Raw genomic sequence first — 14,756 nt, forward strand, 5'->3', positions numbered from 1 at the left:
TGAGACTTCATGACAATTTGGCTCGCCACATTTTCAGGAGACCAAAATGTTTTCTCGCCGCGCCCTTATAGCCGCCGGTCTTTCGACTCTCGTCCTTTCCCCGCTTTCCAGCTTCGCGGCCGAACTGCCCGACCTCGGCGGCAAGACGGTGGTCGTCGTCACCGAAAACGCCTATCCCCCGCTGCAGTTCGTCGACCCGAAATCCGGCCAGGCCATCGGCTGGGAATATGACGCGATGAACGAGATCGCCAAGCGGCTGAACTTCAAGGTCGAATACCAGAATACGTCCTGGGACGCGATGATCCAGGCGGTGTCCGACGGCCAGTACCAGATCGGCATGACCGGCATCACCATCAAGGACGACCGAAAGGAGAAGGTCGACTTCTCCGATCCTTACATGCGCTCGGAGCAGTTCATGCTGGTGCGCGGCGACGAGACCCGCTTCACAGACGGCAAGAGCTTCGGCGCGTTCAACGACGGCCTGGTCGGCGCGCAGCCGGGCACGACGCCGTTCTACACGGCCGTCTACGAAATCCTCGACGGCAATGAATCCAATCCGCGCATTAAGCTGTTCGAGACCTTCGGTGCCACGGTGCAGGCCCTCAAGACCGGTGACGTGGACGTGGTGCTGACCGACGGCACCGCCGGCAAGGGTTATGTCGACGCCTCGAACGGCGGCCTGAAACTCATCGGCGGACCGCTCGGCTCGGAGGATTTCGGCTTCATCTTCCCGAAGGGCTCCGACCTGGTGGCGCCGGTCAATGCGGCGATCGCTGTACTCAAGGCCGACGGTACGCTGGACGGGCTGAACAAGAAGTGGTTCCTCGACTACAAGATGGGCGAGTGAGCGTGACCTGTAGCGAGGCCGGGGCCGGCTGATGGGCTTCCAGACGCTTCCCGGCGCAAACGGCAAGGACGACTATCCCTGGTGGCTGGTCGCCCTTGGCCTCGTTGCGGCGGCGATCGCCGCCGTGATCATCTTCAACGGCCTCTATGCTCAGGTCTTCATCACCGTGGCGCGTGGCATCGGGGTCACCGTCTTCGTGACGGTGATGGGCTTTTCGTTCGCGACCGCACTCGGGCTTCTGATTGCGCTCGCCGGCTTGGCCGACAGCCTGGTGCTCCGGCAGGCGGCGCGCTTCTACATCGAGGTGGTGCGCGGCATTCCGGTGCTCGTGCTCCTGTTCTACGTCGCCTTCGTCGGCGCGCCGGGTTTTGTCAGCCTCTACAATTTCGTGATCGGCCCGCTCGTCGAGCGCGGCTGGACGGCGCCGCTGCAGGTTAGGGACGTCTCGCTGATGTGGCGCGCCATCATCGCGCTGACGATCGGCTATTCGGCCTTCATCGCCGAGATCTTCCGCGCCGGCTTCCAGTCCGTCGACAAGGGACAGATCGAGGCGGCAATGGCGCTCGGCCTTTCCCGCTTCCAGCGTTTCCGGCTGATCGTGCTGCCGCAGGCGATCCGGGTGATCTTCCCGCCGCTCTCCAACGACTTCGTCGCCATGGTGAAGGACAGTTCGCTGGTCTCGGTGCTCGGCGTCGCCGACATCAGCCAGGCCGGCAAGATTTATGCCTCCGGCTCCTTCCGCTTCTTCGAGACCTATTCGATCGTCGCCTATATCTACCTGATCCTGACGATCGGCCTGTCACTGCTGCTCAGGCAGTTGGAAAAGCGGATGCGGCAAAAGGGTCAGGCGCGATAGGCCGCGCCCGACCGCAGCGCCTCAGAACACTTCCGGCACGTACATTTCTTCGGGCACCGGTCGACGGATGTAGTCTTCGTTGCGGACGCGCTCCGGCAGCACGATGTGCTCCTTCGGCACGTTCTCATAGGGGATCTGCGACAGGAGATGGGCGATCATGTTGAGGCGCGCCCTTTTCTTGTCGACGGCCTGCACCACCCACCACGGCGCCTCGGCGATGTGGGTGCGATCGAGCATCTCTTCCTTCGCCTTGGTGTATTCCTCCCAGTGGATGCGGCTCTCGAGGTCCATGGGCGAGAGCTTCCACTGCTTCAGCGGATCATGGATGCGCATGCGGAATCGGAATTCCTGTTCCTCGTCGGTGATGGAGAACCAGTATTTGAGCAGGATGATGCCGGAGCGGACCAGCATGCGCTCGAATTCCGGCACGTCGCGGAAAAATTCCTCGACCTGGTCGGGCGTGCAGAAGCCCATGACGCGTTCGACGCCGGCGCGGTTGTACCAGGAGCGGTCGAACAGCACCATTTCGCCGCCGGACGGCAGGTGCGGCGTGTAGCGCTGGAAATACCACTGGTCGCGTTCGCGCTCGGTCGGAGCGGGAAGGGCGACGACGCGGCAGATGCGCGGATTGAGCCTCTGGGTCACGCGCTTGATCGCACCGCCCTTGCCGGCGGAATCGCGACCTTCGAACAGGACGACCACCTTGAGTTTCTTGTACTGCACCCAGTCCTGCAGACGAACCAGCTCGTGTTGAAGCCTGAACAGCTCGCGGAAATAGACCTTCCGGTCGAGGCTCGGTTCGGACAGCCCCTCCGTGACCAGATCCTCCAGCCGCTCTTCCTCCATCTGCTGTTCGAGCTCCTCGTCGAAACTGTCGACGATCTCGTTCTTGATCCGGTTCAGCAGTTCTTCGGTCGGCTCGGACATCGCGGCATCCTCCAGTTTCGCCCAAGCAGATCAAGCATGTTTGCAAGAACGCCGTATGACAGTCGTGTGTCAGGGGGCGGACGATGCAAAGCGATTGCCGGTCCTGTGGAAAACTGTTATGAGGCGGGCCATGGGATCGAAATTCGGATGTCTCGCGCCTGATATCTTTGTGCTGCAGGACCACAAGCGTCTTCCGGCACGCTTCTTCGCGCGCGTCTCCGGGGCGCTCAACAGCCGACTCGCCTGAGGCGACCGTTCCGCCGGCCCACGCGGCCACTGACCTATTTCCCGAAATCGACATTTCCGACGGATCAAAGCCATGAGTGCACCCCGTACCCTCTACGACAAGATTTTCGACGATCACCTGGTTGACCGCCAGGACGACGGCACCTGTCTTCTCTACATCGACCGCCACCTCGTCCATGAAGTGACGAGCCCGCAGGCGTTCGAAGGCCTTCGCATGAGCCACCGTCCGGTTCGCGCGCCGCAGAAGACGCTCGCCGTCGTCGACCACAACGTGCCGACCACGCCGGACCGCCACACCGGCATCAAGAACGAGGAAAGCCGCATCCAGGTCGAGGCGCTCGCCCACAATGCGGCCGAGTTCGGCGTCGAATATTACTCCGAGAACGACAAGCGCCAGGGCATCGTGCACATCGTCGGCCCCGAACAGGGCTTCACCCTGCCGGGCATGACGATCGTCTGCGGCGACAGCCACACCTCGACGCATGGTGCCTTCGGCGCGCTGGCGCACGGCATCGGCACGTCGGAAGTCGAGCACGTGCTCGCCACCCAGACGCTGATCCAGTCGAAGGCCAAGAACATGCTGGTGCGCGTCGACGGGAAGCTCCCGGACGGCGTCACCGCCAAGGACATCATCCTTGCGATCATCGGCGAGATCGGCACGGCCGGCGGTACTGGCCACGTCATCGAATTCGCCGGCGAGGCGATCCGGTCGCTCTCCATGGAAGGCCGCATGACCGTCTGCAACATGACGATCGAAGGCGGCGCCCGCGCCGGCCTGATCGCGCCGGACGAAAAGACCTTCGAATACATCAAGGACAAGCCGCGTGCGCCGAAGGGCGAGGCCTGGGATCAGGCCGTCGCCTACTGGAAGACGCTGCACACGGATGAAGGTGCGCATTTCGACAAGGTCGTCGTGCTCGACGCCGCCAACCTGCCGCCGATCGTCTCCTGGGGCTCGTCGCCTGAAGACGTCGTTTCGATCGAGGGCGTCGTTCCGAATCCGGACGAGATCGCCGACGAGAACAAGCGTGCCTCCAAGTGGCGTGCGCTCGACTACATGGGCCTGAAGCCGGGCACCAAGATGACCGACATCACCATCGACCGCGTGTTCATCGGCTCCTGCACCAACGGCCGTATCGAGGACCTGCGCGCTGCCGCCAAGGTGCTGGAAGGCAAGAAGGTGGCGTCGACGGTTTCGGCCATGGTCGTTCCGGGCTCCGGCCTGGTCAAAGAACAGGCGGAAGCCGAAGGTCTCGACAAGATCTTCAAGGATGCCGGGTTCGAATGGCGTGAGCCGGGCTGCTCGATGTGCCTGGCGATGAACGACGACCGGCTGAAGCCGGGCGAGCGCTGCGCCTCGACTTCGAACCGCAACTTCGAAGGCCGCCAGGGCTACAAGGGCCGCACGCATCTCGTGTCGCCGGCCATGGCCGCCGCCGCTGCCATTGCCGGCCATTTCGTCGACATCCGCCACTTCGGCTAAATCCCGGCCGGAAATTCCGTCCACAATCCGAAAGGCCGCCGTCAGCCATGCCGGCGGCCTTTTGGCATCAAGCGTGAAGGTGCCGGCCTGTGCTCCCGGGGGCAACCGCCGCACACTTCATCAGCCGACCGGGTGTGGATCCTCGGGGCAAGCCCGAGGATGATGCCCCCCCCATTTGGGCCTTGCCTGTGTTCTGCCTCTCAGCAAGCGTAAGCTTGGCCCTTCATCACCGACGCCACCCCATACATTCCGTTATTCTCGGCCCTGAGCCGAGGATCCACACGGCACCGCGTAATAGAGGGTCGCCGGCTCAGCCTACATGTGTATCGCCCGAACGTCCGGATCAGAGGTGTGCTTGTGCGTGGACTTCAGGTCATCGGTTTTGCCCGAGGACGGAAATGACGGCCTCGTTTGTGGCGGCTATGACCGCCTCCTCAATTCTGCAAGCGAAGACCCGTCATTCGCAGTCAGCCGGTGTTGCGATCGATGATTGCAAAGCGGCGGAAAGTGGCTATCGTCCGACCGTCATAAAACTGTCATAAAAGCAGCAAGCCCGATGTTTCCTCAGCCCGAAATCGTGCCTCCCGCGCCCCGTGCTTCCCGTTTGCAGGCGAACGCATCGTGAGCACGATTGCCGTTGTGCTTGCCCTCGTCGCGGCCATCCTGCATGCGAGCTGGAATGCTTTCCTCCGAAACGGGACCGACCGGCTTTGGTCGGTGACGGTCATGAGCCTCGCGGGCTCGGTCATCGCGCTGCCCTTCGTCGTCTACTTTCCGCTGCCGGGTGCGGGCGCCTGGCCCTATGTCCTGCTCTCCGCCTCGCTGCAGGTGGGCTACAGCCTGTTTCTCGTCGCGGCTTATCGGCATGGCGAACTCGGGCAGGTCTATCCCATCGTTCGCGGCACGGTGCCGCTGCTCGTTACGCTGGGCGGCTTCCTGATCTTCGGCGAAATCCTCGGCACGTTTCAGACCATCGGGGTCGTGCTGGTGGCGGCCGGGATCATGAGTCTGTCGTTCGGCCGCTCGCGAGCGGCCACCTCGTCGCTTCTCTTCGCCTTCGCCACCGCCCTCATCATTGCCTGTTATTCAACGGTTGATTCGATAGGCGTGCGCCAGGTCGAAAACCCAACGGCCTATGCGATGTGGGTGCTCTTCCTGTACGGATTGCTGCTTGCGTTGACCTACGCCATCGTCCGGCGCGGTCTCGTCATCGATTTCCGGGCGCCCGCCACGTGGAAGGCCTTCGGCGGCGGAGTGGTTGCGCTCACGGCATACGGCATGGTGGTCGTCGCCTATTCGTTTGCGCCTGCCGGCCTGGTGACAGCGGTGCGCGAGACGAGCGTCGTCTTCGCGGTTATCATCGGTGCGCTTTTCCTGGGCGAGCGGCTGACCGTCCGGCGGGTCGCAGCCTGCGTCGTCGTGGCCATTGGCGCGATCTCGGTCAGCCTCTAGACTGCGACAGAGCAGTTCACACCGGGAGGAGGCCGTCATGGCGCAGGACGAGACCGCAGAGAAACCGCTTGCCCCTTCGACCCTGCGGCTGATCCTGCTTCGGCACGCCAAATCGGACTGGCCCGAGGGTGTCGCCGACGAGGAGCGGCCGCTGGCCGAGCGCGGGCGGAAGGCGGCGGCATTGATGGGCGACTACCTGACGCGCGAAGCGCTGACCCCCGAACTGGCGCTGGTCTCCACGGCACGGCGGACGCGGGAAACCTGGGCGCTGGTGGCGGAGCGTCTTCCTGCAGTTCCCCCGATGCGGCACGAAGCCGATCTCTATGCGGCGAGCGCCGAGGGTATCCTTCGCGTGCTGCGTTCGGTCGATCCCGGCTGTCGTTCGGTGCTGGTGCTCGGCCACAATCCGGGCATGGAGGATCTGGCGCTGATGCTGGCGAGCCATGGTGACGCGGCGGCGCGAAAACGAATGTCGGAGAAATACCCGACGGGCGGTCTTGCGGTGATCGATCTTCCGGTCGGGCGATGGGCGGATATCAAGGCCGGTGGAGGCGTGCTCGAGCGCTTCGTGACGCCGCGATCGCTCACGTGAGGGCTGGCGTGGAAACCGGCACGGCTCGACGCCTGAGCAGGAGCGCCTTCATCGCGGCGCTGTCGTTGTAGAAGCCGGCGACGATCTCCATCTCGGCGGACGTGCAGCCGATCAGCAGCTTGAGTTCGGTATCCTTCTTGGTGAGGTCGACGGTGCAGACGGCGCCGACGATGGCCCCGGCATCCAATGAGCCGCGCCAGAGATCGACGCCCTGGCCGTCGATCGCGGTGGTGCCGTCGAGATAGCCGTAGTCCAGCGGATAGACGATTGCGGGATAGCGCGGGTGGGTCGATCCCTTCGGGCGGTCGATGATAGGACGGGCGCCGGCGACCAGTGCGTCCAGCGCCTGCCAGAAGGCGGCTTCGTCGTCCGGCCGCGTCACAGCACGCTCATCACGGTGCGGGTCCCCAGATAGGGCATGAGGCGGCGCATGTCGGCGGCCGAAAGCGCCACGCAGCCTTCTGTCGGCGTGTAGCCGGGGCGGGCGAGGTGGAAGAAGATCGCCGAGCCGCAGCCCCGGCGGCGCATGGTCACGTTCCAGTCCATGACGATGCAGACGTCGTAGAGAGTGTCGTCGCGCAGCAGCTTCTCGTGGCTTGCGGAAAACGGTGCCTTGACCGGCCGGTTGTATGCCGGATGCCCCGGCGCATCGCACCACAGCATGTCCCTGCGGAGACGGCGGATCGGCAGCGTCGTCGGCATGGCGCCCATGCGGTCGCCGCGGCGATAACCGGACAGGAGGCGCATTGAAGCACGGGGTGTCGCGCCGTCTCCCTCCCTCTTGAGGCTGGTTATGCCCGAGCGGCCAAGGGCGGCGCGCATGCGCAGCGGGCCATATTGCAGGATGGCCTCAGCCGACTTTCCGGGGGCACGGCGCACGAGGATTGTCCGCTTCGGCTTCTGCGTTTGTTTCTGCGGCCTTGCCTGCGTGGTCACGAGATTTTGCCTTGTCTGTGAAGATCGGTGTATTCATAGCACTTCGAACACGAGTACAGGCAAGCAGCAAGCGTCTCCCGGTTTGCGAAAACGTGATTCTGGCTTAAGCAGGATCAGGGCACCGGCGGGCACGAGCGGGAGTAGAACAGCATGACGGCGCGGACCATTCTCCTGGTGGATGACGACAACGACCTTCGCGAAACCCTGGTCGAGCAATTGTCGCTCTACGAGGAATTCTCGATCGCCGAGGCGGACAATGCCACCAAGGGCATCCAGGCCGCCCGGAGCGGCCAGGTCGACCTTATGATCATGGATGTCGGCCTGCCGGACATGGACGGTCGCGAGGCGGTGAAGCTGCTGCGCAAGGGCGGCTTCAAGGCGCCTGTCATCATGCTGACCGGCCACGATACCGATTCGGATACGATTCTCGGCCTCGAAGCCGGCGCCAACGACTATGTGACGAAGCCTTTCCGATTCGCCGTGCTGCTTGCCCGCATGCGGGCCCAGCTTCGCCAGCACGAGCAGAGCGAGGATGCGACCTTCGGCGTCGGCCCCTATCTGTTCAAGCCGAGCCAGAAGCTGCTGACGACGGAAGACGGCAAGAAGATCCGCCTTACCGAGAAGGAAGCGGCAATCATCCGCTATCTCTATCGGGCCGGCCAGCAGGTCGTCACACGCGACGTGTTGCTCGAAGAGGTCTGGGGCTATAACTCGGGCGTCACGACGCATACGCTCGAAACGCATGTCTACCGCCTGCGCCAGAAGATCGAGCGTGATCCGTCGAACGCTGAAATCCTGGTCACCGAAAACGGTGGCTACAAGATCATTCCCTGACTGAGCGGAGACCGCCATGGCGCTTGCCGACGATATCGACCTGCTTGGCAAGGTGCCGCTGTTTGCGGACCTTTCTCCCGACCAGCTGCGGCTGATCGCGTTCGGCGCCGAGCACCGGACGATCTCCAAGGGGCAGGCGCTGTTTCGTGAAAAGTCGCCGGCGGAATGCGCCTATGTCGTGTCGCGGGGGAGAATCGAGCTTTCGACCATCGGCCGCGGTGGAAAGCAGGAGGTCGAGGCGACCGTCGGTCCGGGCGTGATGCTGTCGGAGCTCGCGCTGGTAACTATGGTCGAGCGCAAATTCACCGCGACCGCCCTCGAGGATGGCGACGTGATCCGCATCACCCGTGCGCTCTTTCATCGCCTGCTGGAGGAGTATCCGGATATGGCGAGGGTGGTCGAAGGCCGTATCCGCGCGGCGATCGGCTCGCTGATCGACGGGGCATCGGCGATGGCCGGACGTTTCGAATAGTCCGGCCCTTCGGCTTCAGAGCGAAAAACGCGCCGTGACCGGCACGTGGTCGGACGGCTTTTCCCAGCCGCGCGCCTCCTTCAGGATCTCGATGCCGCGGAGGTTGGCCTTCAGGTCCTCAGAAGACCAGATGTGGTCGAGCCTTCGGCCGCGATCGGCGGCGGCCCAGTCCTTGGCGCGGTAGCTCCACCACGTATAGAGTTTCTGGTCGGCCGGAACATGCTCTCGCATCAGGTCGACCCAGGCCCCCTCGCGCATGATGTCGAGCAGGCCTTCAGTCTCGACGGGGGTATGGCTGACGATCTTCAGCATCTGCTTGTGCGACCAGACGTCGTTTTCGAGCGGCGCGATGTTGAGGTCGCCGACGAGGATCGCCGACACACCAGGCTCGGCGCCGGCCTTCAGTTCACGCATTTCGCGGATGAAATCCAGCTTGTGGCCGAACTTCGGATTGACGGTACGGTCGGGCTCGTCGCCGCCGGCCGGTACGTAGAAGTTATGGATGCGGATGCGGCGGCCGCCCCATTCGAAGATCGCCGAGATGTGGCGGGCGTCGCCCACGCCGCAATAGTCCTGCCGATGGTCCTCGGTCAGCGGAAGACGCGAGGCGATCGCGACACCGTGATAGCCCTTTTGCCCATGGATGATGATGTTGCCGTAGCCCAGCGCCTTCAGCGCATCGGCGGGGAACTCGTCGTTCTGGCACTTGATCTCCTGCAGGCACAGGATGTCGGGCGCGACGGTCTTCAGCACATCCTCGACGATCGGCAGGCGAAGCCGGACGGAGTTGATGTTCCAGGTGGTGATCGAAAGGTTCATCGGCGTTCGCTTCCCTGCGGTCTTTGACCGCAAGGTCTAGGCAATTTTGCCGGGGCTGAACAGCGAAAGGCGACCCGGCCGCGAGGCGGGTTGCCTTTTCTCCACAGGGGATAGAGCGCGGTTCAGCGCTTCTGGCCGTGAACGTCGGCGTAGGGGATCTCGAAGACGCTTGGATCGAGAGCGACGCCGTTCTGGACGTTGAAGATCATCACCGAGGTGTCCTTGGCCTGGACGTCGGTGATCGTCCACTGGCGCAGGTCGAAGGTTTTCGGATCGAACATCAGGGTGATGGTCGAATCGCCGAAGATGGTCTTGTCGCCGAGGACGATGGTGGTGAGGTCGGCCTCCTGCTTGACGTCGCGGACCATCTTGTTGCCGAGGTCGATCTTGTCGGCCAGCAAAAGGCTGAGCGGCGTCTTCGACAGCGGATAGAGATCCCAGGTCTTCAGCTTCATGTTGCCGATGACGACGTTCTTGCCGTCGGCTATGACGCGCATCGGTGACGGCTTCTCGTAGTTGAACCGCAGCTTGCCCGGGCGCTGGATGAAGAACTTGCCGCCGGTCTGCTCGCCGCGCGGGCCGAACTGGACGAATTCGCCCATCATGGTCTTCACCGAGGAGAAATGGTCGGCAATCTTCTGGGCGGCTTCGGGGCTTGCGGCGGCCAGCGCGGAGACGGGCAGCGCTGCGAGCGCGAAGCAGGCGGTCGCGCCAAGGACGAACTGGCGGCGGGTGCTCGGTGCGGAGAGGGCCGCCAAACGCTCGGAATTGTCTTCAATCATCCGTAACTCCTTCATTTCTTTCCTGCATCGCCGAAGAAGACGGCGTCTTCATGGCCGTGCAGGCGGCGGCCGCAATCCCGGTGAGGCGTCGCCAAGGCAAACGCCGATCCTCGGTTCAAAGTTCACCGCTCGATGATGTCACTCTTCGGTTGGCACGAGGATCTCGCGCTTGCCGGCATGGTTGGCCGGCCCGATGATGCCTTCCTTCTCCATCCGTTCGATCAGCGAGGCGGCACGGTTGTAGCCGATGCCAAGGCGCCGCTGGACGTAGGAGGTCGAGGCCTTGCCATCGCGCAGTACGATCGCCACGGCCTGGTCGTAAGGGTCGTCCGATTCGGAGAGATTGGACGTGCCGGCCGGGCCTGCGCCGCCCTCGTCGTCATCCTCGTCGATGGTGATCGCTTCGAGATATTGGGGCGCGCCTTGCGTTTTCAAGTAGGCGACGATCTCCTCCACCTCGTTGTCCGAGACGAAGGGGCCGTGGACACGCTGGATGCGGCCACCGCCGGCCATGTAGAGCATGTCGCCCATGCCCAGCAGCTGCTCGGCGCCCTGCTCACCGAGGATGGTGCGGCTGTCGATCTTCGAGGTGACCTGGAAGGAGATGCGGGTCGGGAAGTTGGCCTTGATCGTGCCGGTGATGACGTCGACCGAGGGGCGCTGGGTTGCCATGATGACGTGAATGCCGGCGGCACGGGCCATCTGGGCCAGCCGCTGCACGGCGCCTTCGATATCCTTGCCGGCGACCATCATCAGGTCGGCCATTTCGTCGATGATGACGACGATATAGGGGATCGGCTGGAGATCGAACTCCTCCGTCTCATAGACGGCCTCGCCTGTCTGGCGGTCGAAGCCGGTCTGGACAGTGCGGGTCAGTACCTCGCCCTTGGCGAGCGCCTGCTCGACGCGGCTGTTGAAGCCGTCGATGTTGCGGACGCCGATCTTCGACATCTTCTTGTAGCGCTCCTCCATCTCGCGGACGGTCCACTTGAGCGCGACGACCGCCTTTTTCGGGTCGGTGACAACCGGCGAGAGAAGGTGCGGGATGCCGTCATAGACGGAGAGTTCGAGCATCTTGGGGTCGATCATGATCAGGCGGCACTTCTCCGGCGACAGCCGGTAGACGAGCGACAGGATCATCGTGTTGATGGCGACCGACTTGCCGGAACCGGTGGTCCCGGCGACGAGCAAGTGGGGCATCTTGGCAAGGTCGGCGATCACCGGCTCGCCGCCGATGGTCTTGCCCAGCGCCATGGCGAGCTTCGCCTTGTTGCCGTCGAAGTCGCGGCTGCCGATCAGCTCGCGCAGATAGACGGTCTCGCGGGTCTGGTTCGGCAGTTCGATGCCGATCGCATTTCGGCCTGGCACGACGGCGACGCGGGCGGCGATCGCACTCATGGAGCGGGCGATGTCGTCGGCAAGGCCGATGACGCGCGACGACTTGATACCCGGTGCAGGTTCCAGTTCGTAGAGCGTGACGACCGGACCCGGGCGGACATGGATGATCTCGCCCTTGACGCCGAAATCCTCGAGCACGCCTTCCAGCATGCGGGCATTCTGTTCGAGCGCGTCCGCCGAAAGGGTTGCGTCGCGGGCGACGGCCTTGGGTTCGGCGAGCAGGTGAACCGAAGGGAGCTGAAAGCCGTCGGGCTTCAGCAGCGAGCCCTGGGCATCGCGATCGACGCGGGCGCCGACCTTCGGCCGGGGCGCGGGTGCGGAAACACGCGCGGAGGCCGCCGGTGCGCCACGATGCGTACCGGAAACCGGCGAGGGCGCCCAGTGATCGTCGTCCGGCAGGATGCCGGCCGGGCGCGGCATGTCGTCGAGATCGAAGGGGGCGTCGTCATCGTCGTCGATGTCGCTGCTGATCGGCGGCGGCGAGACGACATGCCGCGACGGCGGAGCGACGCGCGAGGAGACAAGCGGGCCTCCGTCGAGCGACGGCTCGCGGCGGTCGAAGGTGGCGGGAGCCTTGGGACGTACCGGTTCGTTCAGCGTGCCGAACTCGTCGTCGTTGAAGTCGTAGGGTTGTTCGAAGCGACGGGCGCGATCGACGGGTTTGAGGCCGAGCACACGCCGGAACCGGGCGCGCAGGGTGTACCAGTTATGGGTGACGGCGCCGAGCGCGAGCGCAATCGGTCCCTCTTTGTCATCGTCCTCCTCGTCCTCGGCGTTCCGGGTGATGGCCTTGGCGCGTGAGGGGGCCACCAGCTGCTCGAATTCGAGGTCGTCGAGAGCTTCCCGGCCGATGATGCCGGAGGCGAAAAGCACCAGCCAGGCCGCCGGGACGGAGAGGATCCCGCCCAGCACCATGGATACGGTGCCGGTCGGATAGGCACCGATGAAAAGGCTCGGGAAACGCAGGATCATGTCGCCGAAGACGCCGCCGATGCCGTTCGGGATCGGCCAGGTCGTAGGCGGCGGAAAGCAGCCGATGACGGCAGACGAGACGATCGAGCCGACCGCCCAGGCGGCGATCCGGGCCGGAATGCGGTTGAGCGGGCGGCCGCTGATCAAGGCAAGCGACCAGGCCAGGACCGGCAGCAAAGCGAGCAGGCTGGCGAGACCAAAGAACTGCAGCATGATGTCGGCGAAGATGGCGCCACCGTGGCCGAGGATGTTGGTTGGTTCGTTGGCGGTCGCGTAGGACAGGCTGGGGTCGGCGACATTCCACGTGGCGAGCGCGGCGACCGCCAGAACGAGGCCGAGGAAGAGTGCGAAGCCGACAAGCGACAGGAGCTGCCGCAACACGAAAGCGCTGAGCGCAAAGCGGCTGGACTGATCCCCGATCGCGCTCGAATTGCCTCTGCTCATCTGTCCGTCCGCCGTTTCGTAACCGTGTGACCCAAGGGTTCGGGCCAGGCGGCGCGCATGGAGCGGCCACCATCAAGGCACCTTACATGCGCGACAGTTAATGGTGCATTAACCATGAGCGCCTGGGTGCTGTGGAATTCGGGCACAAAAAAGCCCGGACCGCTGGTCCGGGCAAAGCACGACTCGCCTTTCGACGGCCGTGACGGGAGGATAAGCCGCGCCGGCGAATCGGCGCGGCGATAGCGCTTAGTTGTGGTAGGCGGCTTCGCCGTGCGAAGCGAGGTCGAGACCTTCGCGTTCGGCTTCGACCGGTACGCGCAGGCCGACGATGACATCGACGATCTTGTAGAGGACCGCAGAGCCAATACCCGACCACAGGACCGTGACGATGACGCCCTTGAGCTGTGCCCAGACCTGGGTTGCCGTGCCGGCATAACCGGCGGCGAAGTCGGCCGTCGAGTAGTCGACGATGCCGGCGCCGCCGAGAGCGGGGTTGACGAACACGCCGGTCAGGATGGCACCGATGATGCCGCCGATGCCGTGCACGCCGAAGACGTCGGCGGTGTCGTCATAGCCGAACTTGTTCTTCACGGTGGAAACGAAGAAGTAGCAGATCGGGGAAACGACGAGACCCATGATGATGGCGCCCATCGGACCGGCGAAACCGGCGGCAGGCGTGATCACGACGAGGCCGGCAACTGCACCGGATGCGGCACCCAGCATGGAGGCCTTGCCGCGGGCAAAGGTCTCGACGATCGACCAGGAGACGATCGCAGCTGCGGTGGCGACGAAGGTGTTGATCATGGCGAGCGCGGCATAGGCGTTCGATTCCAGGTTGGAACCGGCGTTGAAACCGAACCAGCCGACCCACAGCAGTGCGGCGCCGACCATGGTGAGGGTCATCGAGTGCGGGGCCATCATGTCCTTGCCGAAGCCGGTGCGCTTGCCGACCATAATGGCGCCGACGAGACCAGCGATACCAGCATTGATGTGAACGACGGTACCGCCGGCGAAGTCGATGGCGCCGAAGCCGAAGATCAGGCCGGTCGGGCCGTCATAGGCGCTCGGGCCACCCCAGAACCATACCATGTGGGCCATCGGGAAATAGATGAAGGTGAGCCACAGGATGGTGAAAAGGATGACGGCCGAGAACTTGATGCGTTCCGCAAAGGCGCCAATGATGAGGCCGGGCGTGATGGCGGCGAAGGTCATCTGGAAGATGACGAAGGTCAGTTCGGGAATGGCGACGCCCTTGGAGAAGCTCTCCGCCATCGTCGTGACGTCGACGCCGGCTAGGAACATCTTGGAGAAACCGCCGACGAAGCTGTTCAGCGAACCGCCGTCGGTGAACGCCAGCGAGTAGCCGTAGGCAACCCAGATGAGCATCGCGACAGCGGCGATCATCAGAACCTGCATTGCGACCGAAAGCATGTTCTTGGTGCGTACGAGGCCGCCGTAGAACAATGCGAGGCCCGGGACGGTCATGAGAAGAACCAGCGCCGACGAAACGAGCATCCAGGTGGTGTCGCCCTTGTCGACGGTCATGGCCGGAGCGGCGGCTGCAGCTTCCGCGACGGCGGGTGCGGCTTCCTGCGCAAAGGCGATCGCCGGCGCAAGAAGCGCGGCAGCGGCCACGCCTGCACGGCCGAAGTTGGAAGAAAACTTGGAAAATGACATCAGAAAAAACTCCCCTAAC

General features: G+C 63.9%; 14 protein-coding genes. 7 read left to right on the forward strand and 7 right to left on the reverse strand.

Annotated elements, in window-relative coordinates; genetic code table 11:
* Window positions 1-46: 46 nt before the first annotated feature.
* Together HHL25_RS15700 and HHL25_RS15705 are read left to right on the forward strand one after the other, a co-directional pair.
* The gene (locus tag HHL25_RS15700; protein ID WP_169593275.1) at window positions 47-847 is read left to right on the forward strand and encodes a transporter substrate-binding domain-containing protein; all 801 of its coding nucleotides are present in this window, start codon (window positions 47-49) and stop codon (window positions 845-847) included.
* 31 nt (window positions 848-878) lie between these two features.
* Window positions 879-1,703 (forward strand): amino acid ABC transporter permease, encoded by an 825-nt coding sequence (locus tag HHL25_RS15705; protein ID WP_169593278.1) that lies wholly within the window; start codon window positions 879-881, stop codon window positions 1,701-1,703.
* A gap of 21 nt (window positions 1,704-1,724) precedes the next feature.
* On the opposite strand, the gene ppk2 is transcribed toward HHL25_RS15705, so the two are convergent.
* Window positions 1,725-2,630 carry a polyphosphate kinase 2 gene (gene ppk2 / locus HHL25_RS15710; protein WP_169593280.1) on the reverse strand — a complete coding sequence of 302 codons (906 nt, stop codon included), beginning with the start codon at window positions 2,628-2,630 and terminating at the stop codon, window positions 1,725-1,727.
* Window positions 2,631-2,949: 319 nt separating this feature from the next.
* On the opposite strand from ppk2, the gene leuC reads away from it, so the two are divergent.
* The 3 genes from leuC to HHL25_RS15725 all read left to right on the forward strand — a co-directional run bounded on the left by leuC (window position 2,950) and on the right by HHL25_RS15725 (window position 6,403).
* Window positions 2,950-4,359: a 3-isopropylmalate dehydratase large subunit gene (leuC, locus tag HHL25_RS15715; RefSeq protein ID WP_169593282.1), complete on the forward strand. Its 1,410-nt coding sequence runs from the start codon at window positions 2,950-2,952 to the stop codon at window positions 4,357-4,359.
* Between the two features lie 621 nt (window positions 4,360-4,980).
* Window positions 4,981-5,811 (forward strand): DMT family transporter, encoded by an 831-nt coding sequence (locus HHL25_RS15720; RefSeq protein WP_169593284.1) that lies wholly within the window; start codon window positions 4,981-4,983, stop codon window positions 5,809-5,811.
* 37 nt (window positions 5,812-5,848) lie between these two features.
* The gene (locus HHL25_RS15725) at window positions 5,849-6,403 is read left to right on the forward strand and encodes a SixA phosphatase family protein (RefSeq protein ID WP_169593286.1); all 555 of its coding nucleotides are present in this window, start codon (window positions 5,849-5,851) and stop codon (window positions 6,401-6,403) included.
* Here HHL25_RS15725 and HHL25_RS15730 read toward each other — a convergent pair.
* Complete coding sequence (locus tag HHL25_RS15730; protein WP_169593288.1) at window positions 6,396-6,785, reverse strand: inorganic pyrophosphatase; 390 nt, start codon at window positions 6,783-6,785, stop codon at window positions 6,396-6,398. The genes HHL25_RS15725 and HHL25_RS15730 overlap by 8 nt on opposite strands.
* Window positions 6,782-7,339, reverse strand: coding sequence for a L,D-transpeptidase family protein (locus HHL25_RS15735; RefSeq protein WP_315853082.1), 558 nt, complete (start codon window positions 7,337-7,339; stop codon window positions 6,782-6,784). The genes HHL25_RS15730 and HHL25_RS15735 overlap by 4 nt, the downstream gene beginning before the upstream one ends.
* Before the next feature lie 150 nt (window positions 7,340-7,489).
* Here HHL25_RS15735 and HHL25_RS15740 point away from each other — a divergent pair, with 150 nt between their 5' ends.
* Together HHL25_RS15740 and HHL25_RS15745 are read left to right on the forward strand one after the other, a co-directional pair.
* Window positions 7,490-8,173, forward strand: coding sequence for a response regulator transcription factor (locus HHL25_RS15740; protein WP_169593290.1), 684 nt, complete (start codon window positions 7,490-7,492; stop codon window positions 8,171-8,173).
* A 16-nt stretch (window positions 8,174-8,189) separates the two neighbouring features.
* Window positions 8,190-8,645: a cyclic nucleotide-binding domain-containing protein gene (locus tag HHL25_RS15745; protein WP_169593292.1), complete on the forward strand. Its 456-nt coding sequence runs from the start codon at window positions 8,190-8,192 to the stop codon at window positions 8,643-8,645.
* 15 nt (window positions 8,646-8,660) lie between these two features.
* Here the strand turns inward: HHL25_RS15745 and HHL25_RS15750 are convergent, their stop codons facing one another.
* The 4 genes from HHL25_RS15750 to HHL25_RS15765 form a co-directional block, all read right to left on the reverse strand.
* Window positions 8,661-9,464: an exodeoxyribonuclease III gene (locus HHL25_RS15750; protein WP_169593294.1), complete on the reverse strand. Its 804-nt coding sequence runs from the start codon at window positions 9,462-9,464 to the stop codon at window positions 8,661-8,663.
* 122 nt (window positions 9,465-9,586) lie between these two features.
* The gene (locus HHL25_RS15755) at window positions 9,587-10,261 is read right to left on the reverse strand and encodes an outer membrane lipoprotein carrier protein LolA (RefSeq protein ID WP_169593296.1); all 675 of its coding nucleotides are present in this window, start codon (window positions 10,259-10,261) and stop codon (window positions 9,587-9,589) included.
* Between the two features lie 123 nt (window positions 10,262-10,384).
* The gene (locus HHL25_RS15760; protein WP_169593298.1) at window positions 10,385-13,060 is read right to left on the reverse strand and encodes a DNA translocase FtsK; all 2,676 of its coding nucleotides are present in this window, start codon (window positions 13,058-13,060) and stop codon (window positions 10,385-10,387) included.
* A gap of 246 nt (window positions 13,061-13,306) precedes the next feature.
* Window positions 13,307-14,737 carry an ammonium transporter gene (locus HHL25_RS15765; RefSeq protein ID WP_169593300.1) on the reverse strand — a complete coding sequence of 477 codons (1,431 nt, stop codon included), beginning with the start codon at window positions 14,735-14,737 and terminating at the stop codon, window positions 13,307-13,309.
* Between the last annotated feature and the right edge of the window lie 19 nt (window positions 14,738-14,756).

The sequence above is a fragment of the Rhizobium terricola genome, from assembly GCF_012927355.1.
GTDB classification, from domain to species: Bacteria; Pseudomonadota; Alphaproteobacteria; order Rhizobiales; family Rhizobiaceae; genus Allorhizobium; species Allorhizobium terricola.